Origin of the sequence: Streptomyces sp. T028 (genome assembly GCF_048159505.1) — a bacterium.
Taxonomy (GTDB): domain Bacteria; phylum Actinomycetota; class Actinomycetes; order Streptomycetales; family Streptomycetaceae; genus Streptomyces.
This window is the reverse complement of the sequence record NZ_JBLRVZ010000007.1, coordinates 109,388-131,542: the sequence shown is the minus strand read 5'-3', so window position 1 is coordinate 131,542 and position 22,155 is coordinate 109,388. Positions and strand designations below refer to the sequence as shown.

Sequence of the window (22,155 nt, the reverse complement as noted above, 5' to 3'; positions counted from 1 at the left end):
GTGCGACACTCCCCCCAAGTGATCATCTGATCATCCGGTCACGGATCCCTGGGGGGACCACGCCATGAGCGCCACGACCCGACGCAGCCTCCTCGCCGGCGCCTCCGGTCTCACCGGCGCCGCCCTCGCCACGTCGATCGTCACCGCGCAGAGGGCCACGGCCGCCGACACCGGCGCGGGCTGGCTGAACGTGAGGGACACGGCGTACGGGGCCCTCGGCGACGACAAGGCCGACGACGCGCCCGCCATCCAGAAGGCGATCGACACGGCCGGCCAGGGCGGCACGGTCTACCTCCCGCCCGGCACGTACCGGCTCGCCTCCCCGCTCCGCCTGCGGCTGGGCGTCACCCTGCGCGGCGACTGGAACCCGCACTTCCCCGTCCGCACCAACATGACCGCCTCCTACCTGCGCCCCGGCATCGGCAACTTCACCGGCGAGGCCCTGATCGTCGTCGACCCGGCCCCGGCGCAGGGGACGTACGAGAACTCGGCATACGGCGGCGGCCCCCGCCTCCACGGCCTCGCCCTCGACGGCCGCGGCCAGAAGGACTCCACCGGCACCGCCGTCGACGGCATCCGGATCACCCCCGGCGTCAAGGACGTCGGCATGGACAAGGTGACGATCTGGCGCTTCACCGGCCACGGTCTGAACGCCCAGAACGCCGCCGCCTTCCAGCTCAACCAGGTCCACACCGTCGACAACGACGGCCACGGCTTCACCTGGGGCGACTCCACGGGCACCGGCGGCGGCCTGGTCGACGCCGACCTGTTCCAGTGCTACTCCCAGGGCAACAACGGCCACGGCTACGACATCCTCAACCCCAACGCCGTCACCATGGTCGACTGCCGCTCCGAGTGGAACGCCCAGCACGGCTACCACATCACCGGGATCAACTACTCGATGGTGATGATCGGCTGCAACACCGACCGCAACGGCCGCGACGGTTTCCACCTCGCCAGCTCCCCCGGCGGCCGTTTCCTCCAGCTCCTCGGCTGCCTCGCCAAGCGCGACGGCAAGGAGACCGCGACCTCCCTCGTCCCCTACTCCGGCTTCACCGTCACCGGCGAGTCCGCCGAGGGCGTCGTCCTCACCGGCTGCTCCACCTCCACCGGCCGCGACGACGACAACACCGGCGCCCACTCCCCCGCCTACGGCATCACCACCTCCGCGCTGAACTCCGTGAGCAACGTCTCGGTGGTCGGCGGCGAGTACGTCGGTACGACCGCCCCCTTCCAGGACCTCGGAGCGGTCGTCGTCCGCCACAGCGGCGTGATCTCCGGCACCCACAAGGCATCGGGCATCGAGTGGGACAAACACGACGTCCACATGATCTCCGGAGCCGCCGGCACCCCCCGTGACCTGGAGTTCTGGACCCGCGGCAAGAGCCGCCGCTGGACCCTGCGCACCACCGACGCCGCCGAGTCCGGCTCCGGCGACGGCTCCGACTTCGCCCTCGTCCGCCACTCCGACGACGGCACGGTCCTCGACACCCCCCTCACCGTCAGCCGCACCAGCGGCCGCGTCGCCCTCACCACCCCCGGCGTCACGGTCAACGCGAGCGCCGACCCCGGCGTCAACGTCATCCAGAACCGCCCCTCCGGCCAGGGCTACGCGATCACCGGCGCCGACACGGCCTCCCGCGCCTTCCAGTCCCGGATCACCGGCGACACCGTCAACCGCTTCGCGATGGAGATCAACGGCACCCAGACCTTCGGCCCGGGCGGCAGCACCGGCCGGGACACCAGCTGGGGCCGCCTCGGCACCGCCCAGATCGGCAGCGCCGACGCCGACATCGTCGTAGGACTGGCCGGGAAGGGCATCAAGGTCAAGGAGGGCACCAACGCGAAGATGGGCACCGTAGCCCTCAACGGCACCACGCCGGTCACCGTCCCCACGACCGCCGTCACCGCCACCAGCCGCATCTTCCTGACGGTCCAGTCCCCCGCCGGCACCCCCTCCGGCGTGGCCTACGTCGCCTCCCGCACCCCCGGCACGTCCTTCACGGTGAAGGGCATGGCCGGCGACACCTCAACGGTCGCCTGGCTGATCGTGGACCCGGCCTAAGGGCAGGTCAGCAGCATCCGGCGGCACCGGGCAGCGTCCGCTTGTTCCGGGCCTCCCTGCTCCGGGCGGCCAGGAGCTCGTCGGCCGGATAGCCGACCTCCTCCAGCGTCAGCCCGTGCGGCCGTACGACATGCACGGCGGAGTCCCGCACCCCCGCGGCCAGCACCTTCCCCGGCCACTCGGCCCCCCGATGCCCGTCCCCCACGAACAACAACGCCCCGATCAACGACCGCACCATGTTGTGACAGAAGGCATCGGCCCGCACGGTGGCGGTGATGATCCCGTCACCACCCTTGACCAGCGTCAGCTCCTGAAGGGTCCGAATGGTGGTGGCCCCCTCCCGCCGCTTGCAGTAGGCGGCGAAGTCATGCTCCCCGAGCAACCGCTGAGCGGCCTCGTTCATGGCATCGACATCGAGCGGCCAGTCGTGCCACAGCACATGGTTGCGCAGCAGCGGATCCACACCCCCCGGGTTGTCCGTCACCCGATAGGCATACCGCCGCCAGACGGCCGAGAAGCGGGCGTTGAAGCCACGGGGAGCCTCCCTGAGCGCCCACACCCGCACATCCCGCGGCAACCGCCCGGCAAGCCGCTTCAGCAGCTTCTCGTGATGCTCACGCCAGACACCCTCCGGCAGATCGACATGGGCGACCTGCCCCCGAGCGTGCACCCCGGCATCGGTCCGCCCCGCCACGGTCAGCTCGTAGGTCTCCCTGGACCGCGTGACGGTCCGCAGAGCGTCCTCGATCTCCCCCTGCACGGTCCGCCGCCCCCCGGCCTGCTTGGCCCACCCGGAGAACTCGCTCCCGTCGTAGGACAGGTCGAGACGTACCCGCACGAACCCGGGCTGTACTTCGTCACTCACACAGAGATCCTCTCAGGAACACAAAAGCGGGCCCGCCCCTCGAAAGGAACGGGCCCACTGACGCGCCCCCTCAGGGGCGCGGGGAACTGCGCGACAAGCCACGACGAAGCCGCACCCGCCAACGAAACAGCCCCCGGCGGAACGCTTACACGTCCTTGGACTCCTCGGCGGGAGCCTCGTCGGCCTGGGTCTCCTCGACCTTGGCCTCCTCGGCCTCCTTGACCGCACGCTTGGTGGCGGCCTCGGCCTCACCGGTCGCCTGCTGCGCCACGGTCAGCGCCTCGACCAGCTCGATGACAGCCATGGGCGCGTTGTCGCCACGGCGGTTACCGATCTTGGTGATACGGGTGTAGCCACCCGGACGGTTCTCGTAGCGCGGGCCGATCTCGGTGAAGAGCGTGTGGACGACGCTCTTGTCCGTGATGACCTGGAGCACCTGACGGCGGTTGTGAAGGTCGCCCTTCTTCGCCTTGGTCACCAGACGCTCGGCGTACGGCCGCAGACGGCGGGCCTTCGCCTCGGTGGTGGTGATACGGCCGTGCTCGAAAAGGCTCTTCGCGAGGTTCGCGAGCAGCAGCTTCTCGTGCGCGGCACTGCCGCCCAGACGGGCACCCTTGGTGGGCTTCGGCATGGTTCTTCTCCTGTGTGTCTGCCCCGGCCGTACTAGGTACCGGGGTCAGTATCCGAGCGGGCGGGCGCCCGTCGGAGATCCAGGCCCCCCGAAGGGGGCCTGGAAGGGGCGCGGGGCCCTGTCAATTTGCGGCTACCGCCGCGTGGGCGCGACCAGCCACAGCGCACCCGCAGACGAAACCGATCAGTACTGCTCGGTCTCCACGAACCCGGCGTCCGCATCGTCATCGGCGCCGAACGCGTCCGCCGCAGCGGTCGGGTCGAACCCGGGCGGGCTGTCCTTCAGGGCCAGGCCCATACCGGCCAGCTTCGCCTTGACCTCGTCGATGGACTTCGCACCGAAGTTACGAATGTCGAGGAGGTCGGCCTCGGAGCGGGCGACGAGCTCACCCACGGAGTGGATGCCCTCACGCTTGAGGCAGTTGTACGACCGAACGGTGAGCTCCAGCTCCTCGATCGGCAGCGCCAGGTCGGCGGCGAGGGCGGCGTCCGTCGGGGACGGACCCATGTCGATGCCCTCGGCGTCGATGTTCAGCTCGCGGGCGAGACCGAACAGCTCGACCAGGGTCTTACCGGCGGAGGCCATGGCGTCACGCGGACGCATCGCCTGCTTGGTCTCGACGTCGACGATCAGCTTGTCGAAGTCGGTGCGCTGCTCGACACGCGTGGCCTCGACCTTGTACGTGACCTTCAGAACCGGCGAGTAGATGGAGTCGACCGGGATACGGCCGATCTCCTGGCCCACCTGCTTGTTCTGCACGGCGGAGACGTAACCGCGGCCGCGCTCGACCGTCAGCTCCATCTCCAGCTTGCCCTTGCCGTTGAGCGTGGCGAGGACGAGGTCGGGGTTGTGCACCTCGACACCGGCCGGGGGCGCGATGTCGGCGGCGGTGACCAGACCCGGACCCTGCTTGCGCAGGTACATCACAACGGGCTCGTCGTGCTCGGACGACACGACCAGCTGCTTGATGTTGAGGATCAGGTCGGTGACGTCCTCCTTGACGCCCGGCACGGTGGTGAACTCGTGCAGGACACCGTCGATACGGATCGACGTGACCGCCGCACCCGGGATCGACGACAGGAGCGTACGGCGCAGGGAGTTGCCGAGGGTGTAGCCGAAGCCCGGCTCCAGCGGCTCGATCACGAACCGGGAGCGGAACTCGTCGACGACCTCTTCGGTCAACGAGGGACGCTGAGCGATCAGCATGTTGTGTTCCTTCAGTCAGGGGCGCCCGCTATTTGACGCCCGACTCTGTACTGCAAGGGTACGGGCGATACGACCCTTTATGGAGCCGTACCGCCCGTAGCCTCAAGACAACCGTGCGTCAGACGCGGCGACGCTTCGGCGGACGGCAGCCGTTGTGCGGGGTCGGGGTGACGTCCTGGATGGAGCCGACCTCGAGGCCCGTGGCCTGCAGGGAACGGATCGCGGTCTCACGACCGGCGCCCGGGCCCTTGACGAAGACGTCGACCTTGCGCATGCCGTGCTCCTGCGCGCGACGGGCAGCCGACTCGGCGGCCATCTGCGCGGCGAACGGCGTGGACTTGCGCGAGCCCTTGAAGCCGACGTGGCCGGCGGAGGCCCAGGAGATCACGTTTCCGGCCGGGTCCGTGATGGACACGATCGTGTTGTTGAACGTGCTCTTGATGTGCGCCTGGCCGTGCGCGACGTTCTTCTTTTCCTTGCGGCGCACCTTCTTGGCAGCGCCCTGACGTCCCTTGGGGGGCATCTACAAACTCCTACGGGAGGTGGTCGGTCCTACAGCGAAGACCGCTGGACGGCGAAGTCCGCTGTGGACTACTTCTTGCCCGGCTTCTTCTTGCCGGCGATGGCGCGACGCGGGCCCTTGCGGGTGCGGGCGTTGGTGCTGGTGCGCTGACCGCGGACGGGCAGACCACGACGGTGACGGAGACCCTGGTAGCAGCCGATCTCGACCTTGCGGCGGATGTCGGCCTGGATCTCGCGACGGAGGTCACCCTCGGTCTTGATGTTGTTGTCCACGTACTCGCGGATGGCGACCAGCTGCTCTTCGGACAGGTCGCGAACACGGGTGTTCGGGTCGACGCCGGTCGCAGCCAGCGTCTCCTGCGAGAGGGTCCGGCCGATGCCGAACACGTAGGTGAGGGCGACCTCCACGCGCTTGTCGCGCGGGATGTCAACACCGGAAACGCGTGCCATTCAATGGCTCCTGGTGATCTTCGGAGGTCTTCCACAGAACCGGATCCCAGCCGCCGGCCTCTTCCCTTCGAAGACTTGGTACGGCTGGGTCCCCGGCCTCCGAACCGGGGGTGTCAGGCAAGAAGAAACCCCCGCCTGGGTCCTGCGTATGAACATATTCAGCTCGCGTCGCGCGAAGTCTCTGCGATATCGATGCAGAGGGTGTGATCGGCTGCGATCAGCCCTGGCGCTGCTTGTGGCGCGGGTTGTCGCAGATGATCATGACCCGACCGTGACGGCGGATCACCCTGCACTTGTCGCAGATCTTCTTGACGCTCGGCTTGACCTTCATGGGATGTGAGGTTCTCCGGGTCAGTTGCCGGCGGCCCCGCTCACGCGGGGCGTGGGCAAGATCTACTTGTAGCGGTAGACGATCCGGCCACGCGTCAGGTCGTACGGAGACAGCTCCACCACGACCCGGTCGTCAGGGAGGATGCGGATGTAGTGCATGCGCATCTTGCCGCTGATGTGTGCCAGGACCTGGTGGCCGTTCTGGAGCTCGACCTTGAACATGGCGTTCGGCAGAGACTCGACGACAGTGCCCTCGATCTCGATGGCACCTTGCTTCTTGGCCACGCTTCGCCCTTCGAATCGACTACCTTGATCGACTCTCTCGTCCCCTTGCGGGCCGCATGCGGACATGCGGGTACACGAGAGCCGACGAGTCAGTCTACGTCAGCGCCCCGAGAAACACGAATCGAGGAAGTGTGCCCCACGGGGGTGATCCTTATGCCAGCGGATCCGGCGCCGCGGTCACACCATGCTCCGCCAGCTTCGCCTTGCCGCAGTCGGGCGCCGTCAGAACCAGCGGCCCGTCCGCCGTCAGGGCGACGGAGTGCTCCCAGTGCGAGGACCACGTGCCGTCCGTCGTGATGACGGTCCAGTCGTCCTCCAGGACCTCCGTCTTCGGGGTGCCCAGGGACACCATCGGCTCGATCGCCAGGCAGAAGCCGGGGACCAGCTTGGGGCCCTTGCCCCGGCGTCGGTCGACGTAGTTCAGCAGATGCGGGTCCATGTGCATCTCGGTGCCGATGCCGTGGCCGCCGTAGTCCTCGATGATCCCGTAGCGGCCGCCGCCCGGCTTGGGCTGACGGCGGATGTACGTCTCGATCGCCCGCGAGACGTCGACGAGCCGGTTGCCGGGCTTCATCGCGGCGATGCCGGCCCACATCGACTCCTCCGTCACCCGGGAGAGCTCGATCAGCTCCGGGGCGTGACCGGAGCCCACGAACGCCGTGTACGCCGCGTCCCCGTGCCAGCCGTCCACGATCGCGCCACAGTCGATGGAGATGATGTCGCCGTCCTTGAGGACCACCTCGTCGGACGGGATGCCATGGACGACCACGTCGTTCGCCGAGGTGCAGATCGTCGCCGGGAAACCGCCGTAACCGAGGAAGTTCGACTTCGCCCCGTGCTCGGCGAGCACCTTGCGCGCGACCTCGTCCAGGTCCTTCGTCGTCGCCCCCGGCACCGCCGCTTCCCGCGTCGCCGCGTGGATGGCGGCGACGACCAGCCCCGCCGCCCGCATCTTCGCGATCTGCTCGGGGGTCTTGATCTGCACCATGATCGGTTGCGCCTCCTGGCCACTGGTATTCGCGGCGCTCCAGGATACGCGTACGCACAGACGTACGCCGAAACGGCAAAGGTGTCATGCCCAGGAAGAAAGAAGCCCCCGTCGTCCCTGAGGGGACGACGGGGGCTTCTTCACGCAGAACGGAGACGCGAACGCCGCTACCGGCCGGCCTCGTCACGCTGCAGCGCGCCCATGGCGCGAGCCGTGACCTCCTCGACCTTGCCCAGCGCGGAGATGGTGACGACCAGCCCCTGCGCCTTGTAGTAGTCGATGATCGGTTCGGTCTGGGTGTGGTAGACCTCGAGCCGCGTGCGGACGGTGTCCTCGGTGTCGTCGTCCCGCTGGTACAGCTCGCCGCCACAGACGTCGCAGACGCCCTCCTGCTTCGGCGGGCTGTAGGTGACGTGGAAGACGTGGCTGGAGTCCTTGCGGCAGATCCGGCGCCCGGCGATCCGCTTGACGACCTCTTCCTCGGGGACCTCCAGGTCCAGGACCGCGTCGAGCTTCATGTCCTCGGACTGGAGCACCTCGTCGAGCGCCTCGGCCTGGGAGACGTTGCGCGGGAAGCCGTCCAGCAGGAAACCGCCCTCGGCGTCGGGCTGCTCCATGCGGTCCTTGGCCATCCCGATGGTGACCTCGTCCGGGACGAGATTGCCCGCGTCCATGTAGGACTTGGCGAGCTTCCCGAGCTCCGTCTGCCGGCTGATGTTGGCGCGGAACAGGTCGCCCGTGGAGATGTGCGGGATCGACAAGTTCTTGGCCAGGAACGCGGCCTGCGTCCCCTTTCCGGCACCCGGCGGCCCGACGAGCACGATTCGCATCAGCGGAGGAACCCTTCGTAATTGCGCTGCTGGAGCTGGCTCTCGATCTGCTTCACCGTCTCAAGACCGACACCCACGATGATCAGGATGCTGGTCCCGCCGAACGGGAAGTTCTGGTTTGCATCGAAACCGACCAACGCCATCGTCGGGACGAGAGCGATCAGGCCCAAGTACAGCGAACCCGGCCAGGTGATCCGGTTGAGCACGTAGGAGAGGTACTCAGCGGTCGGTCGGCCAGCCCGGATGCCCGGGATGAAGCCACCATACTTCTTCATGTTGTCGGCGACTTCCTCGGGGTTGAAGGAGATCGCGACGTAGAAGAAGGCGAAGAACACGATCAGCAGGAAGTAGATGCTGATGTAGATCGGGTGGTCACCCTTGGTCAGGTTGGCCTCGATCCAGGTCTTCCAGCTGGAGTTGCCGCTGGAGAACTGCGCCACGAGGGCCGGGATGTAGAGCAGCGACGAGGCGAAGATGACCGGAATCACACCGGCCTGGTTCACCTTGAGCGGGATGTACGTCGACGTACCGCCGTAGGACCGGCGGCCGATCATGCGCTTGGCGTACTGCACGGGGATCCGGCGCTGGGCCTGCTCGACGAAGACGACCAGGGCGACCATCACCAGGCCGACCGCGACGACCGTGCCGAACTCGATCCAGCCGTCCGCCAGGGTGCCCTGCTTCTTGATGGCCCACAGCGCGGAGGGGAAGGTCGCGGCGATCGAGATGAACATCAGGATCGACATGCCGTTGCCGATGCCGCGGTCGGTGATGAGCTCACCGAGCCACATGACGACGGCCGTACCGGCGGTCATGCAGACGACCATCACGATGGTGGTGAAGATCGCGCGGTCCGGGACGATCTGGCTGGCGACGGTGCAGCCGGAGAACAGGGCGCCACTGCGGGCGGTGGCCACCAGGCCGGTGCCCTGCAGGATGGCCAGCGCCACCGTGAGGTAACGGGTGTACTGCGTGATCTTCGTGGTGCCGGCCGAGCCCTCCTTCTTGAGGGCTTCCAGACGCGGGATGACCACGGTCAGCAGCTGAAGGATGATGCTCGCCGTGATGTACGGCATGATGCCCAGCGCGAAGACCGTGATCTGCAGCAGCGCGCCGCCGCTGAACATGTTCACCAGACCGAAGAGGCCCTGGTTGCCGGACGCCTCGTCGACGCAGCGCTGGACGGACGTGTAGTCGACGCCGGGGATCGGGACATGCGTACCGACCCGGTAGACCACGATGATGGCGAGCGTGAAGAGCAGCTTCTTGCGCAGGTCGGGCGTCCTGAACGCCCGGGCGAACGCGGTGAGCACGGTGCCTCCTGCGACCCCCGCGCATCTGCGTCAAGGGTGACGGTCTTGAAGGTCGAATAAGAACAACGACAAACGACAACGACATGAGTAACGGCCGACTGCCGCTCAAGGTGCCCCCATGAGAGAACCTTGTGAAAAGTGGGCAGTGCAGGTCACCTTACCCGCGACACCGCCGCCCTAGGAACGACCAACCGGGGATACCCCATTTGTGGGGTATCCCCGGTCGGGATCGCTCAAGTCATCGAGACGCCTGATGTGGTCAGACGAGCTCGGTGACGGTACCGCCGGCGGCGGTGATCTTCTCCTTGGCGGAGCCGGAGACGGCGTCGACCGTCACCTGCAGCGCCACGGAGATCTCGCCCTGGCCGAGCACCTTGACGAGCGCGTTCTTGCGAACGGCACCCTTGGCGACGAGACCCTCGACGGTGACCTCGCCACCCTCGGGGTACAGCGCGGCCAGCTTGTCGAGGTTCACGACCTGGAACTCGGTCTTGAACGGGTTCTTGAAGCCCTTCAGCTTCGGGAGGCGCATGTGGAGCGGCATCTGGCCACCCTCGAAGCGCTCCGGAACCTGGTAACGGGCCTTCGTGCCCTTCGTACCACGACCGGCCGTCTTACCCTTCGACGCCTCACCACGACCGACACGGGTCTTGGCGGTCTTGGCGCCCGGGGCGGGACGGAGGTTGTGGATCTTGAGCGGGTTGCTTTCCGCCATGATCAGTCGACCTCCTCGACCGTCACGAGGTGGCGGACGGTGTGCACCATGCCGCGGAACTCGGGGCGGTCCTCCTTGACGACCACGTCGTTCAGGCGCTTCAGCCCGAGCGAGCGCAGGGTCTCACGGTGGTTCTGCTTGCTGCCGATGTACGACTTCGTCTGCGTGATCTTGAGGCGAGCCATTACGCACCCGCTCCCGCACGCGCACGAAGCAGAGCCGCGGGGGCGACGTCCTCGAGCGGCAGACCGCGGCGGGCCGCGATCTCCTCGGGACGCTGCAGGCCCTTCAGGGCCTCCACGGTCGCGTGCACGATGTTGATCGCGTTGTCGGAGCCGAGCGACTTCGACAGCACGTCGTGGATACCGGCGCACTCGAGCACGGCACGCACCGGGCCACCGGCGATAACGCCGGTACCGGGGGACGCGGGCTTGAGCAGCACGACGCCGGCAGCCTTCTCACCCTGGATGGGGTGGGGGATGGTGCCCTGGATACGGGGGACCTTGAAGAAGTGCTTCTTGGCCTCCTCAACGCCCTTGGCGATGGCGGCCGGCACCTCCTTGGCCTTGCCGTAACCGACACCCACGGTGCCGTCACCGTCGCCCACCACGACCAGCGCGGTGAAGCTGAAGCGACGACCACCCTTCACAACCTTGGCGACGCGGTTGATCGCGACAACGCGCTCAACGTACGCGGTCTTCTCGGCGGCAGCAGCGCCGCCGTCACGGCCCTTCCGGTCCCGCCGCTCGCCGCCACCGGCACCGCCACCGCGGCGCTGGGGTCCAGCCATTGGATTACCTCTCTCTTTCCGCTAGCTACAAGCGGCTCAGAACTTGAGCCCGGCCTCGCGGGCGGCGTCCGCCAGGGCGGCGATGCGCCCGGCGTACTGGTTACCACCACGGTCGAACACGACAGCCTCGACGCCGGCGGCCTTGGCACGCTCGGCGACCAGGGCGCCGACCTGCTTGGCCTGCGCGGACTTGTCGCCCTCGCCACCACGTACCGAGGTGTCCAGGGTGGACGCCGACGCCAGGGTGTGACCCTTGATGTCGTCGATCACCTGGGCCACGATGTGGCGGTTCGAGCGGGTAACGACCAGACGGGGACGCTCCGCCGTACCGGAGATCCGCTTGCGGATCCGGATGTGGCGGCGCTTGATCGCGGCGCGCTTGTAGGCGTCGCCCTTCAGGATCTTCTGTCCGTATGCCATGGCTTACTTACCCGCCTTTCCGACCTTGCGGCGGATGACTTCGCCCTCGTACTTGACGCCCTTGGCCTTGTACGGGTCGGGCTTGCGCAGCTTGCGGATGTTGGCCGCGACCTCGCCGACCTTCTGCTTGTCGATGCCCTCGACCGAGAAACGGGTCGGAGCCTCGACCTTGAAGGTGATGCCCTCGGGGGCCTCGACCAGGATCGGGTGGCTGTAACCGAGCGCGAACTCGAGGTTCGAGCCCTTTGCGGTCACGCGGTAACCGACACCGCTGATCTCGAGCTTCTTCACGTAACCCTGGGTCACGCCGGTGATCATGTTCGCCACCAGCGTGCGGGACAGGCCGTGCAGGGCCTTGCTCTGACGCTCGTCGTTGGGGCGGGTCACCTGGAGAGTGCCGTCCTCGCCCTTGGCGATGTCGATCGGTGCCACGACGGTGTGGGTCAGCGTGCCCTTGGGGCCCTTGACCGACACGGTCCGGCCGTCGATGGTGACGTCCACGCCGGCGGGAACCGCGATGGGGAGCTTGCCGATGCGCGACATAGCTGTTTCCTCCGTTCCCTTCTGCTACCAGACGTAGGCGAGGACTTCCCCACCCACGCCCTTCTTGCCGGCCTGCTTGTCGGTGAGGAGCCCGTGCGACGTGGAGATGATCGCCACGCCGAGGCCGCCGAGCACCTTCGGCAGGGAGGTGGACTTCGCGTACACCCGGAGACCGGGCTTGGAGATCCGCTTGATGCCCGCGATGGAGCGCTCACGGTTCGGGCCGAACTTCAGCTCGAGGGTGAGGTTCTTGCCGACCTCGGCGTCCTCGACGCGCCAGCCGGTGATGAAGCCCTCCTGCTGGAGGATCTCCGCGATGTGAGACTTGATCTTGGACGCCGGCATCGTCACGGAGTCGTGGTACGCCGAGTTCGCGTTCCGCAGACGAGTCAGCATGTCTGCGATCGGATCAGTCATGGTCATGAATTGGCCTGTGGCCTCTCTCGCCGGGGTTTCCTGGTGCGCCATCCCTCTCCCCGATCCGAGACGGGACGGGTGCGGCGCGGTGGACCTACGGCGTAGTAAGCAGTCATCAGCGGACAGCTGTCCGCGTGCGTACGGGCGACCGTCAGGCGCCCAACCCCCCAAGCCTAAGCCATGGGGAGGTGGGCGCCTGACACGCCCATTGCTTACCGAGAGCCTCCGGAACCCCTAAATAGGGGGATTACCAGGAGCTCTTGGTCACGCCCGGCAGCTCGCCACGGTGAGCCATCTCACGAAGGCACACGCGGCAGAGGCCGAACTTGCGGTACACGGAGTGCGGACGGCCGCAGCGCTGGCAGCGGGTGTACGCGCGCACACCGAACTTGGGCTTGCGAGCAGCCTTAGCGATCAGAGCCTTCTTCGCCATCTCGCTCACGCCTCCTTGAAGGGGAAGCCGAGGTGACGAAGGAGCGCGCGGCCCTCAGCGTCGTTGGTCGCCGTGGTCACCACGGTGATGTCCATACCCCGGGTGCGGTCGATCTTGTCCTGGTCGATCTCGTGGAACATGACCTGCTCCGTGAGACCGAAGGTGTAGTTGCCACGGCCGTCGAACTGCTTGGGGGACAGACCACGGAAGTCGCGGATGCGCGGCAGCGCGAGCGACAGGGTGCGGTCCAGGAACTCCCACATGCGGTCGCCACGGAGCGTGACGTGGGCACCGATCGGCTGGCCCTCACGCAGCTTGAACTGCGCGATGGACTTGCGGGCCTTGGTGACGGCCGGCTTCTGACCGGTGATGGTGGTCAGGTCGCGGATCGCGCCCTCGATCAGCTTCGAGTCACGGGCGGCGTCGCCGACACCCATGTTGACCACGATCTTGACGAGGCCGGGGATCTGCATGACGTTCTCGTACTTGAACTCGTCACGCAGCTTGCCCGCGATCTCCTCGCGGTACTTCGTCTTGAGACGCGGAGTGGTGGTGGTAGCCATCAGATGTCCTCACCCGTCCGCTTGGCAACGCGGATCTTGTTGCCCTCGTCGTCGAAGCGGTAACCGACACGCGTGACGACCTTGTTGCCGTCCTTCTCCACGACCAGCTGGACGTTGGAGACGTGGATCGGCGCCTCGGTCGTGACGATGCCACCGGCCTGCGAGCCCTTGGCGGTCGGGCCGGCCTTGGTGTGCTTCTTGACCCGGTTGACACCCTCGACCAGGACACGGTCCTCGCGGGGGAAGGCCGCGATGACCTTGCCCTGCTTGCCCTTGTCCTTACCGGTGATGACCTGGACCAGGTCGCCCTTCTTGATCTTCATGCTTACAGCACCTCCGGCGCGAGCGAGATGATCTTCATGAACTTCTTCTCGCGCAGCTCACGGCCGACCGGGCCGAAGATGCGGGTGCCGCGAGGGTCGCCGTCGTTCTTCAGAATGACGGCGGCGTTCTCGTCGAAGCGGATGTACGAGCCGTCCGGACGACGGCGCTCCTTGACGGTGCGAACGATGACCGCCTTGACGACGTCACCCTTCTTCACGTTGCCACCGGGGATCGCGTCCTTGACGGTGGCGACGATGACGTCACCGATGCCCGCGTAGCGGCGACCGGAGCCACCGAGCACACGGATGCAAAGGATCTCCTTCGCACCAGTGTTGTCGGCGACACGCAGTCGCGACTCCTGCTGGATCACGTCTATCTCCTGTTTGTCTGCCGGTTCCCGGCAGGGGCCGCTTCTTTACGAGGCGAACCCCTGCCGAGCCTGGCGGAACTGTCCTGCGAGGGATGCCCCGCAGGAACGTACTTTTTGGAATTCCCTTGCGGGAATTACCTACTTGGCCTTCTCGAGGATCTCGACGACGCGCCAGCGCTTCGTCGCGGACAGCGGCCGGGTCTCCATGAGGAGGACGCGGTCGCCGACACCCGCGGCGTTCTGCTCGTCGTGCGCCTTGAGCTTGTTCGTACGGCGGATGACCTTGCCGTACAGCGCGTGCTTGACGCGGTCCTCGACGGCGACGACGACGGTCTTGTCCATCTTGTCGCTGACGACGAGACCCTCACGGGTCTTGCGGAAGCCGCGCGCCTCTGCGGTCTGCTCAGTCACGTTGTTCTCACTCATCAGGCGCTCTCCACCGTTTCGATGCCCAGCTCACGCTCGCGCATCAGGGTGTAGATCCGCGCGATGTCCTTGCGGACCGCCTTCAGACGGCCGTGGTTCTCGAGCTGACCCGTCGCCGCCTGGAAGCGGAGGTTGAACAGCTCTTCCTTGGCCTCGCGGAGCTTCGCCAGAAGCTCCTCGTTGCCCAGCTCGCGCAGCTCGGACGCCTTGGTGCCGACCGACATCACGCTTCACCTGCCTCGCGCTTGACGATCCGGCACTTCATCGGCAGCTTGTGGGCGGCGCGAGTCAGGGCCTCACGGGCGATCTTCTCGTTCGGGTAGGACAGCTCGAACATGACCCGGCCCGGGTGCACGTTCGCGATCCACCACTCGGGGGAACCCTTACCGGAACCCATGCGGGTCTCGGCCGGCTTCTTCGTGAGCGGGCGGTCCGGGTAGATGTTGATCCAGACCTTGCCGCCACGCTTGATGTGGCGGGTCATCGCGATACGGGCCGCCTCGATCTGGCGGTTGGTCACGTACGCCGGCGTGAGGGCCTGGATGCCGTACTCGCCGAACGCGACCGTCGTACCGCCCTTGGCCTCACCGCGACGCCTCGGGTGGTGCTGCTTGCGGTGCTTGACCCTACGGGGGATCAGCATGTCGGTCAGGCCTCCGTTCCGGTGCTCTCAGCCGGAGCGGCGGGAGCCTCGGCCTTGGGGGCCTCGGCAGCAGCCTGCTGCGGCTTACGACCGCGACCGCCACGCTCGCCACCGCGGCCACCGCGGGCCGGGCGGTCGGCGCCGCCACGGGCCGGGCGGTTGCCGGCGCGGGCAGCGGCGTTCTCGGCGCGGACCTCGGCGATGTTCTTGACGTCGCCCTTGTAGATCCAGACCTTCACACCGATGCGGCCGAAGGTCGTCTTGGCCTCGAAGAAGCCGTAGTCCACGTTCGCGCGGAGCGTGTGCAGGGGCACACGGCCCTCGCGGTAGAACTCCGAGCGGGACATCTCGGCGCCGCCGAGGCGGCCACCGCACTGGATCTTGATGCCCTTGGCGCCCGCCTTCATCGCCGACTGCATGCTCTTGCGCATGGCACGACGGAAGGAGACGCGGGAGGAGAGCTGCTCGGCGACGGCCTGGGCCACCAGCTGAGCGTCCGTCTCCGGGTTCTTGACCTCGAGGATGTTGAGCTGGACCTGCTTCTTGGTCAGCTTCTCCAGGTCGCCGCGGATACGGTCGGCCTCGGCGCCGCGGCGGCCGATGACGATGCCGGGACGCGCGGTGTGGATGTCCACGCGGACACGGTCACGGGTGCGCTCGATCTCCACCTTCGAGATGCCGGCGCGCTCCATGCCGGACGTCATCATCCGACGGATGGCGACGTCTTCCTTGACGTAGTCCTTGTACGACTTGTCGGCGTACCAACGGGACTTGAAGTCCGTGGTGATGCCGAGCCGGAACCCATGCGGGTTAACCTTCTGGCCCATTACCGGGTTCCTTCCTTGCTGGCGACGACCACGGTGATGTGGCTGGTCCGCTTGCGGATCCGGTAGGCACGGCCCTGGGCGCGCGGACGGAACCGCTTCAGGGTCGGGCCCTCGTCGACGTACGCCTCGCTGATGAACAGCGAGGAGGCGTCCGTGTGGTCGTAGTTGTGCGCGGCGTTGGCGATGGCGCTGTCGAGCACCTTGCCGACCGGCTCGGAGGCTGCCTGCGGAGCGAATCGCAGAACAGCCTGAGCCTCCGTGGCGTCCATGCCACGGATGAGGTCCACCACACGGCGGGCCTTCATGGGCGTGACGCGGATGTACCGCGCCTGGGCCCTGGCTTCCATGGTTGTCCCTTCAGAGTTACTTACGTGTCTGAATGCGATCCGCTACTAGCGGCGCTTCGACTTCCGGTCTTCCTTGACGTGACCCCGGAAGGTGCGCGTCGGCGAGAACTCGCCGAGCTTGTGGCCGACCATCGACTCGGTGACGAACACCGGGATGTGGGTCTTGCCGTTGTGCACCGCGAGCGTGTGGCCGAGCATGGCCGGCACGATCATGGAGCGACGGGACCAGGTCTTGATGACGTTCTTGGTGCCTGCTTCGTTCTGGGCGTCCACCTTCTTGATCAGGTGGTCGTCGACGAAGGGCCCCTTCTTGAGACTGCGCGGCATCTAAACCCGCTCCTAGCGCTTCTTGTTCGTCTTGCGGCGGCGGACGATGTACTTGTTCGAAGCCTTCTTCGGCGAACGAGTACGACCCTCCTTCTGACCCCACGGGGAGACCGGGTGGCGACCACCGGAGGTCTTGCCCTCACCACCACCGTGCGGGTGGTCGACCGGGTTCATCGCGACACCACGGACGGTCGGGCGAACGCCCAGCCAGCGCTTGCGGCCGGCCTTGCCCCAGTTGATGTTGCTCTGCTCGGCGTTGCCGACCTCGCCGACCGTGGCGCGGCAGCGCTGGTCGACCAGGCGGATCTCACCGGAAGGCATGCGGAGGTGGGCCATCGAGCCCTCCTTCGCGAGCAGCTGCACGGAGGCACCGGCGGAGCGGGCGAACTTGGCACCGCCACCGGGACGGAGCTCGATCGCGTGGATCGTGGTACCGACCGGGATGTTGCGGAGGGCCAGGTTGTTGCCCGGCTTGATGTCGGCCCCGGGACCGTTCTCGACGCGGTCACCCTGCTGCAGGTTGCGCGGGGCGAGGATGTAGCGCTTCTCGCCGTCGGCGTAGTGCAGCAGCGCGATGCGCGCGGTGCGGTTGGGGTCGTACTCGATGTGCGCGACCTTCGCCGGCACGCCGTCCTTGTCGTGACGACGGAAGTCGATCACGCGGTAGGCGCGCTTGTGGCCACCACCCTGGTGGCGGACGGTCACACGACCGGAGTTGTTACGGCCACCCTTGCTGTGCAGGGGGCGGACCAACGACTTCTCCGGCGTGGACCGCGTGACCTCGACGAAGTCGGCGACGCTGGAACCACGACGGCCCGGCGTAGTCGGCTTGTACTTGCGGATTCCCATTTCTCAGTCCTCGTCCGATATCGGACGATCCGGACCGCCCTCAGGCGGTCGGACCGCCGAAGATGTCGATACGGTCGCCCTCGGCGAGGGTCACGATCGCGCGCTTGGTGGCGGCGCGCTGGCCGAAGCCGGTGCGGGTCCGCTTGCGCTTGCCCTGGCGGTTGATCGTGTTGACCCCGGTGACCTTGACCGAGAAGACCGCCTGGACGGCCTGCTTGATCTGGGTCTTGTTGGCGTTCGGGTCGACGATGAACGTGTACTTGTTCTCGTCGAGGAGCGCGTAGCTCTTCTCCGACACGACCGGCTTCAGCAGCACGTCACGGGGGTCCGTGTACGCCTTGCTGGGCGCGGTGACGACGGTGTTCTTGCCCTCGGTGGCGTGGCGCTTCGCCTTGGCGACGCGCGCGGCCTTCGCGGCCTTGGCGGCCTTCGAGGCGATGGAGGGGTGACGGGTGGCCATCAGACCTCAGTCCCTTCGGTGTCGTTGGCCTTCGGGCCGGCGACGAAGGACTCGAGAGCGGCCTGGGTGAAGACCACGTCGTCCGAGACGATCACGTCGTACGTGTTCAGCTGGCCCGGCTCCAGGATGTGCACCTGGGGCAGGTTGCGGGCGGACAGCCACGCGGCCTCGTCGCTGCGCTCGGCGACGAGCAGCAGGTTCTTGCGCTCGCTGATCTTGCCGAACAGCGTCTTCGCGGCCTTGGTGGAGATGTCGCCGTCGACCACGCCGGTGACGACGTGGATGCGGTTGTGGCGGGCCCGGTCGGTGAGGGCGTGACGCAGGGCGGCAGCCTTCATCTTCTTGGGGGTCCGCTGCGAGTAGTCGCGCGGCTGCGGGCCGTGGACGACGCCACCGCCGGCGAACTGCGGCGCGCGGGTCGAGCCCTGACGGGCGCGGCCGGTGCCCTTCTGCCGGTAAGGCTTCTTACCGCCACCACGGACTTCACCGCGGGTCTTGGTCTTGTGCGTGCCCTGGCGGGCAGCCGCGTTCTGCGCGACGACGACCTGGTGGATCAGCGGGATGCTGACCTTCTCCACGCCGAAGATCTCCGCGGGGAGTTCGACGCTACCGGTCTTCTCGCCGGCAGGCGAAAGGATGTCAACAGTGCTCATCGGTTACCTCAGGCCCCCTTGGCCGCGGTGCGGACCAGGACGAGGCCGCCGTTCGGACCGGGGACAGCGCCCTTGATGAGCAGCAGACCCTTCTCCGCGTCAACGGCGTGGACGGTCAGGTTCTGGGTGGTGACCCGCTCGTTGCCCATACGACCCGCCATGCGGAGGCCCTTGAACACACGACCCGGGGTGGCGCAGCCGCCGATGGAACCGGGGGAGCGGTGCTTGCGCTGGGTGCCGTGTCCGGCGCCGAGGCCACGGAAGTTGTGGCGCTTCATGACACCGGCGAAGCCCTTGCCCTTGCTCTTGCCGGTCACGTCGACCTTCACGCCGGCCTCGAACACCTCGGCGGTGATCTCCTGGCCCAGCGTGTACTCGGAGGCGTCCGCGGTGCGGATCTCGACGAGGTGGCGACGGGGGGTGACGTCGGCCTTGGCGAAGTGGCCCTTGAGGGGCTTGTTCACCTTGCGCGGGTCGATCTCGCCGAAGGCGATCTGGACCGACTCGTAGCCGTCGGCGTCGTTCGTGCGGACCTGGGTGACGACGTTGGGGCCGGCCTTGACGACGGTGACCGGAACAACACGGTTGTTCTCGTCCCACACCTGCGTCATGCCGAGCTTCTCGCCCAGGATGCCCTTGATCTGCTTAGCCATCTCTCAGATCACCGGCCCTCAGAGCTTGATCTCGATGTCGACACCGGCCGGGAGGTCGAGTCGCATCAGAGAGTCAACGGTCTTGGGCGTCGGGTCGAGGATGTCGATCAGGCGCTTGTGCGTGCGCATCTCGAAGTGCTCGCGCGAGTCCTTGTACTTGTGCGGCGACTTGATGACGCAGTACACGTTCTTCTCAGTGGGCAGCGGCACCGGGCCCGCGACCGACGCACCAGTGCGGGTCACCGTCTCGACGATCTTCTTCGCCGAGGAGTCGATGACCTCGTGGTCGTAGGCCTTGAGCCGGATGCGGATCTTCTGTCCCGCCATGGCTACTCAGTAGTCCTTTGTCTTCTTCGCTCCGGAGCCCTTCGGCTTCCCTTTCCTCCGACCCACGCGGTCGGGCGTGTCGCGCTCCCGCTGACAAAGATGTCCCTTGTTCGAACATCCCTACGGGAATGCACACGGCCCTTCCGGTACCGCAGGCCGAGGGCGGAATGCCCACCGGGCGCCTGGCCGCTGCCGCACCGCGCTTCCCGAAAGATTCCCGTACGTCCGCCCCAGCGCTGCCGTGAGGCAGTTAGGGCGACGAGTACTGTGGGACTCGCTTCCGGTCCTCCCGGCGGGAGGCGCACAGCATCAACACTCGACCGAGCAACCCCGCTAGTCTGCCATACGGGACAGCACCTCCGCCAATCGAGCCGGAGAGAATACCCCGGACGTGACAGAGGTCAAACACACCCCTATGACCGCCCCGGTGATCATGTCCTTACACTCCCCTTACGTCGCACGTTGTGCCACTCTCGGCACAGGGAGCGCATGGGGATGCGCTCGGGGTTGGGGCCGGGCCTGCGCCCGGCCCGGTTCGTGGGGGCTGGATCAATCAATGACATCGCCATTGCCACTTCGCGGGTCCCGCAGACGGACGGCACGCGCCGCCGTGGTCGCCGGTACGGCAGTACTGCTGCTCTCCCTGGCGCCGGTGCCGGCCCAGGCGCACCGGAACGGGTGCCACCGCTGGCATTCGTGCCCGTCGGACTCGAATTCGTACGTCTGCGGCGATCTCGGCTACGACACCTACTGCGGCGGAACGGGCGACAGCGGTTCGTCGGCGTCCGAGTCCGTCGACATCACCGCACCGCGTAGGCCGAAGGTCGTACGTCCGCACACCGGCCGGGGCGGCAAGGTCACCCTGACCGTCACCGCGGAGCAGGGCTCCCGCATCGAGGTCGCCGAGACCGACTCGTATGGCGATCCCGGCGACGTCGTGGCGAAGGCCACGGCGACCGGCAGCGCCCAAACCGTCGCCTTCACCGCCGACAGCGGCTCGCACACCTACACCGTCACGGCCACCGACGCCGCCGACAACACCAGTGACGCTGTCGACGCATTCACGCTCGACGTGGACGCCGAGGCCCCTGCTATCAGCGGCTTCACCGTGGGTGACGCCGACGCGGCGACCGCGAGTTCGGTGGTGGCGTTCACCTCGGAGGACGGAGCGGCGTACGAGCTGACCGTCTCCGGCCGCGAGGAGAAGTTCAGCGGCACGGTCACGGACGGCGGGCTCCCGGACGCGGCGCTCACGCTCCCGAACGGCGACTACACGGTCCGGCTGGCGGTGACGGACGAGGCGGGCAACATCGGCCGGGCCGAGCGGAAACTCCATGTGGACCTCGACTACCTCGTCCCCCGGGTCAGCGCCGAACGGAAGCGCGGCTCCGCCGACGTACGGTTCACGATCACCGCCCCGCCGCACGCCAAGGGCACGCTCGCGACGGGTGACGGGTCGGACCACGACTTCACCGCGGACAGCGAGGGCCGGGCCACGGTGGACCTGCGGATGGCGGACGGACACTACCCGGCACCGGTCGCCACCGTCACCGACACCTACAGGCGCACCGGCCGCGGCACGGGCAGGAAACTGACCGTCGACACGGTCGCCCCTGCGCTGAAGGTCGTCTCCGACGGCGACCGCGCGTCCCACGGCGAGTTGACCCTGGCCGTGACCGCCGAGGCGGACGCCGACGTGAAGGTGGCCTACGGCTCGGCCGCCGCCCGCAAGGCCTTCACCTCGACCGGAAAGCGGGCCTCCGTGACCCGGGCCCTGGCCCCGGGCAGCTACACGGTCACGGTCATCGCCGAGGACGCCTACGGCAACACCACCACCCGCCGGCTCACCATCGCCGTGGACGACGAGCGGACGGTCGGCGAGTGGCTCACGCTGCTGCTGAAGGTCGTCCTCGTAATCCTGCTCCTCGTAGGAGTCGCCTACATCCACCGCCGCAGCCGTCCGGCCCGCGAGGCGCGCCGGGCCGCTCAGGCGACGGCGGCGTACGAACGCCTGCTGCGCGACTGGGAGCAGGAGCGGGCGAGGCTTGTCGAACTCGCCGAGTTCGCCGCGGAGTTGGGGGAAGAGGATGCCTCCTCCGACCGCTGGCTCGCCGAGTGGGGCAAGCGCAAGCGGGACGAGTCGGTGTGGTGGGTGACCGATGCGGACCTGGTACAGCCCGACGCCACCGGCCAGGGCGTCGCCGTACGCGATTCCGGAACACTGGTGATCACCGCGCAGCGCGTGCTGTTCTGCGGCAGGAACCGGCGCGAATGGCTCTTCTCGAAGGTGGAGCATGTCCAGCACCTGGGTGAGGACACCACGCTGATGCGGGTGAGCAACCGCGCCAACGTCTCGGGCGTCCGCTACCGCCGCTCCTCGGAGAGGACGCGCCTCGCCATCGAGGGCGCCCTCGCGGACGCCCCCAGGGGGCAGGCTCCCGAACTGGGCACAGGGCGGGCCGCCGTGCTGCGGCGGGTACGGGCGGCGCTCACGGCACACGATGCCCGCCGCCCGGTCGCCCCCGAGCCGGCCGTCCCCGCCCCGCGCTCGGAGCAGACACCGACTCCCGTGTGAACGGTGCT

The 22,155-nt window shown here is 67.5% G+C and carries 33 protein-coding genes; 2 read left to right on the top strand and 31 right to left on the bottom strand.

Annotation, left to right across the window (positions count from 1 at the left end; all coding sequences use genetic code 11):
* Positions 1–64 precede the first annotated feature (64 nt).
* The gene (locus ACLZN2_RS08045) at positions 65–2,065 is read left to right on the top strand and encodes a glycosyl hydrolase family 28-related protein (protein ID WP_416977669.1); all 2,001 of its coding nucleotides are present in this window, start codon (positions 65–67) and stop codon (positions 2,063–2,065) included.
* A gap of 7 nt (positions 2,066–2,072) precedes the next feature.
* Here ACLZN2_RS08045 and truA read toward each other — a convergent pair whose 3' ends face one another.
* The 31 genes from truA to rpsJ all read right to left on the bottom strand — a co-directional run bounded on the left by truA (position 2,073) and on the right by rpsJ (position 19,572).
* Positions 2,073–2,930, bottom strand: a complete 858-nt coding sequence (gene truA, locus ACLZN2_RS08040) for a tRNA pseudouridine(38-40) synthase TruA (RefSeq protein ID WP_416977668.1) — start codon at positions 2,928–2,930, stop codon at positions 2,073–2,075.
* A gap of 145 nt (positions 2,931–3,075) precedes the next feature.
* Complete coding sequence (gene rplQ / locus ACLZN2_RS08035; protein ID WP_416977667.1) at positions 3,076–3,561, bottom strand: 50S ribosomal protein L17; 486 nt, start codon at positions 3,559–3,561, stop codon at positions 3,076–3,078.
* Between the two features lie 183 nt (positions 3,562–3,744).
* On the bottom strand, positions 3,745–4,767 hold the full coding sequence (locus tag ACLZN2_RS08030) for a DNA-directed RNA polymerase subunit alpha (protein ID WP_003966937.1): 1,023 nt from the start codon (positions 4,765–4,767) through the stop codon (positions 3,745–3,747).
* A 118-nt stretch (positions 4,768–4,885) separates the two neighbouring features.
* Positions 4,886–5,290: a 30S ribosomal protein S11 gene (rpsK, locus tag ACLZN2_RS08025; protein ID WP_010354218.1), complete on the bottom strand. Its 405-nt coding sequence runs from the start codon at positions 5,288–5,290 to the stop codon at positions 4,886–4,888.
* A gap of 68 nt (positions 5,291–5,358) precedes the next feature.
* Positions 5,359–5,739, bottom strand: coding sequence for a 30S ribosomal protein S13 (gene rpsM / locus ACLZN2_RS08020; protein ID WP_030788235.1), 381 nt, complete (start codon positions 5,737–5,739; stop codon positions 5,359–5,361).
* Positions 5,740–5,956: 217 nt separating this feature from the next.
* Positions 5,957–6,070, bottom strand: a complete 114-nt coding sequence (gene rpmJ / locus ACLZN2_RS08015; RefSeq protein ID WP_003948619.1) for a 50S ribosomal protein L36 — start codon at positions 6,068–6,070, stop codon at positions 5,957–5,959.
* Between the two features lie 62 nt (positions 6,071–6,132).
* Positions 6,133–6,354, bottom strand: coding sequence for a translation initiation factor IF-1 (gene infA, locus ACLZN2_RS08010; RefSeq protein ID WP_003948620.1), 222 nt, complete (start codon positions 6,352–6,354; stop codon positions 6,133–6,135).
* 151 nt (positions 6,355–6,505) lie between these two features.
* Complete coding sequence (map, locus tag ACLZN2_RS08005; RefSeq protein ID WP_416977666.1) at positions 6,506–7,342, bottom strand: type I methionyl aminopeptidase; 837 nt, start codon at positions 7,340–7,342, stop codon at positions 6,506–6,508.
* Positions 7,343–7,509: 167 nt separating this feature from the next.
* The gene (locus tag ACLZN2_RS08000; protein ID WP_416977665.1) at positions 7,510–8,172 is read right to left on the bottom strand and encodes an adenylate kinase; all 663 of its coding nucleotides are present in this window, start codon (positions 8,170–8,172) and stop codon (positions 7,510–7,512) included.
* Positions 8,172–9,485, bottom strand: coding sequence for a preprotein translocase subunit SecY (gene secY, locus ACLZN2_RS07995; protein ID WP_416977664.1), 1,314 nt, complete (start codon positions 9,483–9,485; stop codon positions 8,172–8,174). Before secY ends, ACLZN2_RS08000 begins: the two co-directional genes overlap by 1 nt.
* A gap of 259 nt (positions 9,486–9,744) precedes the next feature.
* Entirely contained in the window at positions 9,745–10,200 is a 456-nt protein-coding gene (rplO, locus tag ACLZN2_RS07990; protein ID WP_416977663.1) for a 50S ribosomal protein L15, read from the bottom strand.
* 2 nt (positions 10,201–10,202) lie between these two features.
* The gene (gene rpmD / locus ACLZN2_RS07985; protein ID WP_055632353.1) at positions 10,203–10,385 is read right to left on the bottom strand and encodes a 50S ribosomal protein L30; all 183 of its coding nucleotides are present in this window, start codon (positions 10,383–10,385) and stop codon (positions 10,203–10,205) included.
* Positions 10,385–10,990 carry a 30S ribosomal protein S5 gene (gene rpsE, locus ACLZN2_RS07980; protein ID WP_009190144.1) on the bottom strand — a complete coding sequence of 202 codons (606 nt, stop codon included), beginning with the start codon at positions 10,988–10,990 and terminating at the stop codon, positions 10,385–10,387. Before rpsE ends, rpmD begins: the two co-directional genes overlap by 1 nt.
* A gap of 36 nt (positions 10,991–11,026) precedes the next feature.
* Positions 11,027–11,410 (bottom strand): 50S ribosomal protein L18, encoded by a 384-nt coding sequence (gene rplR, locus ACLZN2_RS07975; RefSeq protein ID WP_055632352.1) that lies wholly within the window; start codon positions 11,408–11,410, stop codon positions 11,027–11,029.
* A gap of 3 nt (positions 11,411–11,413) precedes the next feature.
* Complete coding sequence (gene rplF, locus ACLZN2_RS07970; protein WP_055632351.1) at positions 11,414–11,953, bottom strand: 50S ribosomal protein L6; 540 nt, start codon at positions 11,951–11,953, stop codon at positions 11,414–11,416.
* Between the two features lie 24 nt (positions 11,954–11,977).
* Positions 11,978–12,376 carry a 30S ribosomal protein S8 gene (gene rpsH, locus ACLZN2_RS07965; protein WP_055632350.1) on the bottom strand — a complete coding sequence of 133 codons (399 nt, stop codon included), beginning with the start codon at positions 12,374–12,376 and terminating at the stop codon, positions 11,978–11,980.
* A 241-nt stretch (positions 12,377–12,617) separates the two neighbouring features.
* Positions 12,618–12,803, bottom strand: a complete 186-nt coding sequence (locus ACLZN2_RS07960; RefSeq protein WP_003956452.1) for a type Z 30S ribosomal protein S14 — start codon at positions 12,801–12,803, stop codon at positions 12,618–12,620.
* A gap of 5 nt (positions 12,804–12,808) precedes the next feature.
* Positions 12,809–13,366, bottom strand: coding sequence for a 50S ribosomal protein L5 (rplE, locus tag ACLZN2_RS07955; protein WP_020135807.1), 558 nt, complete (start codon positions 13,364–13,366; stop codon positions 12,809–12,811).
* The gene (gene rplX, locus ACLZN2_RS07950) at positions 13,366–13,689 is read right to left on the bottom strand and encodes a 50S ribosomal protein L24 (protein WP_030039760.1); all 324 of its coding nucleotides are present in this window, start codon (positions 13,687–13,689) and stop codon (positions 13,366–13,368) included. The genes rplE and rplX overlap by 1 nt, the downstream gene beginning before the upstream one ends.
* Before the next feature lie 2 nt (positions 13,690–13,691).
* A complete protein-coding gene (gene rplN, locus ACLZN2_RS07945; RefSeq protein ID WP_003998823.1) occupies positions 13,692–14,060 on the bottom strand; it encodes a 50S ribosomal protein L14 in 369 nt (122 codons plus the stop codon).
* Between the two features lie 138 nt (positions 14,061–14,198).
* The gene (gene rpsQ, locus ACLZN2_RS07940) at positions 14,199–14,486 is read right to left on the bottom strand and encodes a 30S ribosomal protein S17 (protein WP_009327090.1); all 288 of its coding nucleotides are present in this window, start codon (positions 14,484–14,486) and stop codon (positions 14,199–14,201) included.
* Positions 14,486–14,710, bottom strand: coding sequence for a 50S ribosomal protein L29 (rpmC, locus tag ACLZN2_RS07935; RefSeq protein ID WP_355741593.1), 225 nt, complete (start codon positions 14,708–14,710; stop codon positions 14,486–14,488). The genes rpsQ and rpmC overlap by 1 nt, the downstream gene beginning before the upstream one ends.
* Entirely contained in the window at positions 14,710–15,129 is a 420-nt protein-coding gene (gene rplP, locus ACLZN2_RS07930; protein WP_189268842.1) for a 50S ribosomal protein L16, read from the bottom strand. Before rplP ends, rpmC begins: the two co-directional genes overlap by 1 nt.
* Before the next feature lie 5 nt (positions 15,130–15,134).
* Entirely contained in the window at positions 15,135–15,956 is an 822-nt protein-coding gene (rpsC, locus tag ACLZN2_RS07925; protein ID WP_390658130.1) for a 30S ribosomal protein S3, read from the bottom strand.
* A complete protein-coding gene (gene rplV, locus ACLZN2_RS07920; protein WP_403820179.1) occupies positions 15,956–16,303 on the bottom strand; it encodes a 50S ribosomal protein L22 in 348 nt (115 codons plus the stop codon). The genes rpsC and rplV overlap by 1 nt, the downstream gene beginning before the upstream one ends.
* A 45-nt stretch (positions 16,304–16,348) precedes the next feature.
* Positions 16,349–16,630: a 30S ribosomal protein S19 gene (gene rpsS, locus ACLZN2_RS07915; protein ID WP_023547380.1), complete on the bottom strand. Its 282-nt coding sequence runs from the start codon at positions 16,628–16,630 to the stop codon at positions 16,349–16,351.
* 12 nt (positions 16,631–16,642) lie between these two features.
* A complete protein-coding gene (gene rplB / locus ACLZN2_RS07910; RefSeq protein ID WP_030788280.1) occupies positions 16,643–17,479 on the bottom strand; it encodes a 50S ribosomal protein L2 in 837 nt (278 codons plus the stop codon).
* Positions 17,480–17,519: 40 nt separating this feature from the next.
* The gene (rplW, locus tag ACLZN2_RS07905; protein WP_133914848.1) at positions 17,520–17,939 is read right to left on the bottom strand and encodes a 50S ribosomal protein L23; all 420 of its coding nucleotides are present in this window, start codon (positions 17,937–17,939) and stop codon (positions 17,520–17,522) included.
* The gene (gene rplD / locus ACLZN2_RS07900; protein ID WP_416977662.1) at positions 17,939–18,592 is read right to left on the bottom strand and encodes a 50S ribosomal protein L4; all 654 of its coding nucleotides are present in this window, start codon (positions 18,590–18,592) and stop codon (positions 17,939–17,941) included. Before rplD ends, rplW begins: the two co-directional genes overlap by 1 nt.
* An 8-nt stretch (positions 18,593–18,600) precedes the next feature.
* Positions 18,601–19,245, bottom strand: coding sequence for a 50S ribosomal protein L3 (rplC, locus tag ACLZN2_RS07895; protein ID WP_107465881.1), 645 nt, complete (start codon positions 19,243–19,245; stop codon positions 18,601–18,603).
* A gap of 18 nt (positions 19,246–19,263) precedes the next feature.
* On the bottom strand, positions 19,264–19,572 hold the full coding sequence (gene rpsJ / locus ACLZN2_RS07890) for a 30S ribosomal protein S10 (protein WP_003948644.1): 309 nt from the start codon (positions 19,570–19,572) through the stop codon (positions 19,264–19,266).
* A gap of 568 nt (positions 19,573–20,140) precedes the next feature.
* Between rpsJ and ACLZN2_RS07885 the strand changes: the two genes are divergently transcribed.
* The gene (locus ACLZN2_RS07885; protein ID WP_416977661.1) at positions 20,141–22,147 is read left to right on the top strand and encodes a hypothetical protein; all 2,007 of its coding nucleotides are present in this window, start codon (positions 20,141–20,143) and stop codon (positions 22,145–22,147) included.
* Positions 22,148–22,155: the final 8 nt, after the last annotated feature.

Excerpts from the sequence above, each read along its gene's own strand:
- ACLZN2_RS08045 (WP_416977669.1), top strand. The coding sequence starts at position 65 with ATGAGCGCCACGACCCGACGCAGCCTCCTCGCCGGCGCCTCCGGTCTC.
- rplQ (WP_416977667.1), bottom strand. The coding sequence starts at position 3,561 with ATGCCGAAGCCCACCAAGGGTGCCCGTCTGGGCGGCAGTGCCGCGCAC.
- ACLZN2_RS08030 (WP_003966937.1), bottom strand. The coding sequence starts at position 4,767 with ATGCTGATCGCTCAGCGTCCCTCGTTGACCGAAGAGGTCGTCGACGAG.
- rpsK (WP_010354218.1), bottom strand. The coding sequence starts at position 5,290 with ATGCCCCCCAAGGGACGTCAGGGCGCTGCCAAGAAGGTGCGCCGCAAG.
- rpsM (WP_030788235.1), bottom strand. The coding sequence starts at position 5,739 with ATGGCACGCGTTTCCGGTGTTGACATCCCGCGCGACAAGCGCGTGGAG.
- rpmJ (WP_003948619.1), bottom strand. The coding sequence starts at position 6,070 with ATGAAGGTCAAGCCGAGCGTCAAGAAGATCTGCGACAAGTGCAGGGTG.
- map (WP_416977666.1), bottom strand. The coding sequence starts at position 7,342 with ATGGTGCAGATCAAGACCCCCGAGCAGATCGCGAAGATGCGGGCGGCG.
- ACLZN2_RS08000 (WP_416977665.1), bottom strand. The coding sequence starts at position 8,172 with ATGCGAATCGTGCTCGTCGGGCCGCCGGGTGCCGGAAAGGGGACGCAG.
- rplO (WP_416977663.1), bottom strand. The coding sequence starts at position 10,200 with ATGGCGGAAAGCAACCCGCTCAAGATCCACAACCTCCGTCCCGCCCCG.
- rpmD (WP_055632353.1), bottom strand. The coding sequence starts at position 10,385 with ATGGCTCGCCTCAAGATCACGCAGACGAAGTCGTACATCGGCAGCAAG.
- rpsE (WP_009190144.1), bottom strand. The coding sequence starts at position 10,990 with ATGGCTGGACCCCAGCGCCGCGGTGGCGGTGCCGGTGGCGGCGAGCGG.
- rplR (WP_055632352.1), bottom strand. The coding sequence starts at position 11,410 with ATGGCATACGGACAGAAGATCCTGAAGGGCGACGCCTACAAGCGCGCC.
- rplF (WP_055632351.1), bottom strand. The coding sequence starts at position 11,953 with ATGTCGCGCATCGGCAAGCTCCCCATCGCGGTTCCCGCCGGCGTGGAC.
- rpsH (WP_055632350.1), bottom strand. The coding sequence starts at position 12,376 with ATGACCATGACTGATCCGATCGCAGACATGCTGACTCGTCTGCGGAAC.
- ACLZN2_RS07960 (WP_003956452.1), bottom strand. The coding sequence starts at position 12,803 with ATGGCGAAGAAGGCTCTGATCGCTAAGGCTGCTCGCAAGCCCAAGTTC.
- rplE (WP_020135807.1), bottom strand. The coding sequence starts at position 13,366 with ATGGCTACCACCACCACTCCGCGTCTCAAGACGAAGTACCGCGAGGAG.
- rplX (WP_030039760.1), bottom strand. The coding sequence starts at position 13,689 with ATGAAGATCAAGAAGGGCGACCTGGTCCAGGTCATCACCGGTAAGGAC.
- rpsQ (WP_009327090.1), bottom strand. The coding sequence starts at position 14,486 with ATGAGTGAGAACAACGTGACTGAGCAGACCGCAGAGGCGCGCGGCTTC.
- rpmC (WP_355741593.1), bottom strand. The coding sequence starts at position 14,710 with ATGTCGGTCGGCACCAAGGCGTCCGAGCTGCGCGAGCTGGGCAACGAG.
- rplP (WP_189268842.1), bottom strand. The coding sequence starts at position 15,129 with ATGCTGATCCCCCGTAGGGTCAAGCACCGCAAGCAGCACCACCCGAGG.
- rpsC (WP_390658130.1), bottom strand. The coding sequence starts at position 15,956 with ATGGGCCAGAAGGTTAACCCGCATGGGTTCCGGCTCGGCATCACCACG.
- rplV (WP_403820179.1), bottom strand. The coding sequence starts at position 16,303 with ATGGAAGCCAGGGCCCAGGCGCGGTACATCCGCGTCACGCCCATGAAG.
- rpsS (WP_023547380.1), bottom strand. The coding sequence starts at position 16,630 with ATGCCGCGCAGTCTCAAGAAGGGGCCCTTCGTCGACGACCACCTGATC.
- rplB (WP_030788280.1), bottom strand. The coding sequence starts at position 17,479 with ATGGGAATCCGCAAGTACAAGCCGACTACGCCGGGCCGTCGTGGTTCC.
- rplW (WP_133914848.1), bottom strand. The coding sequence starts at position 17,939 with ATGGCCACCCGTCACCCCTCCATCGCCTCGAAGGCCGCCAAGGCCGCG.
- rplD (WP_416977662.1), bottom strand. The coding sequence starts at position 18,592 with ATGAGCACTGTTGACATCCTTTCGCCTGCCGGCGAGAAGACCGGTAGC.
- rplC (WP_107465881.1), bottom strand. The coding sequence starts at position 19,245 with ATGGCTAAGCAGATCAAGGGCATCCTGGGCGAGAAGCTCGGCATGACG.
- rpsJ (WP_003948644.1), bottom strand. The coding sequence starts at position 19,572 with ATGGCGGGACAGAAGATCCGCATCCGGCTCAAGGCCTACGACCACGAG.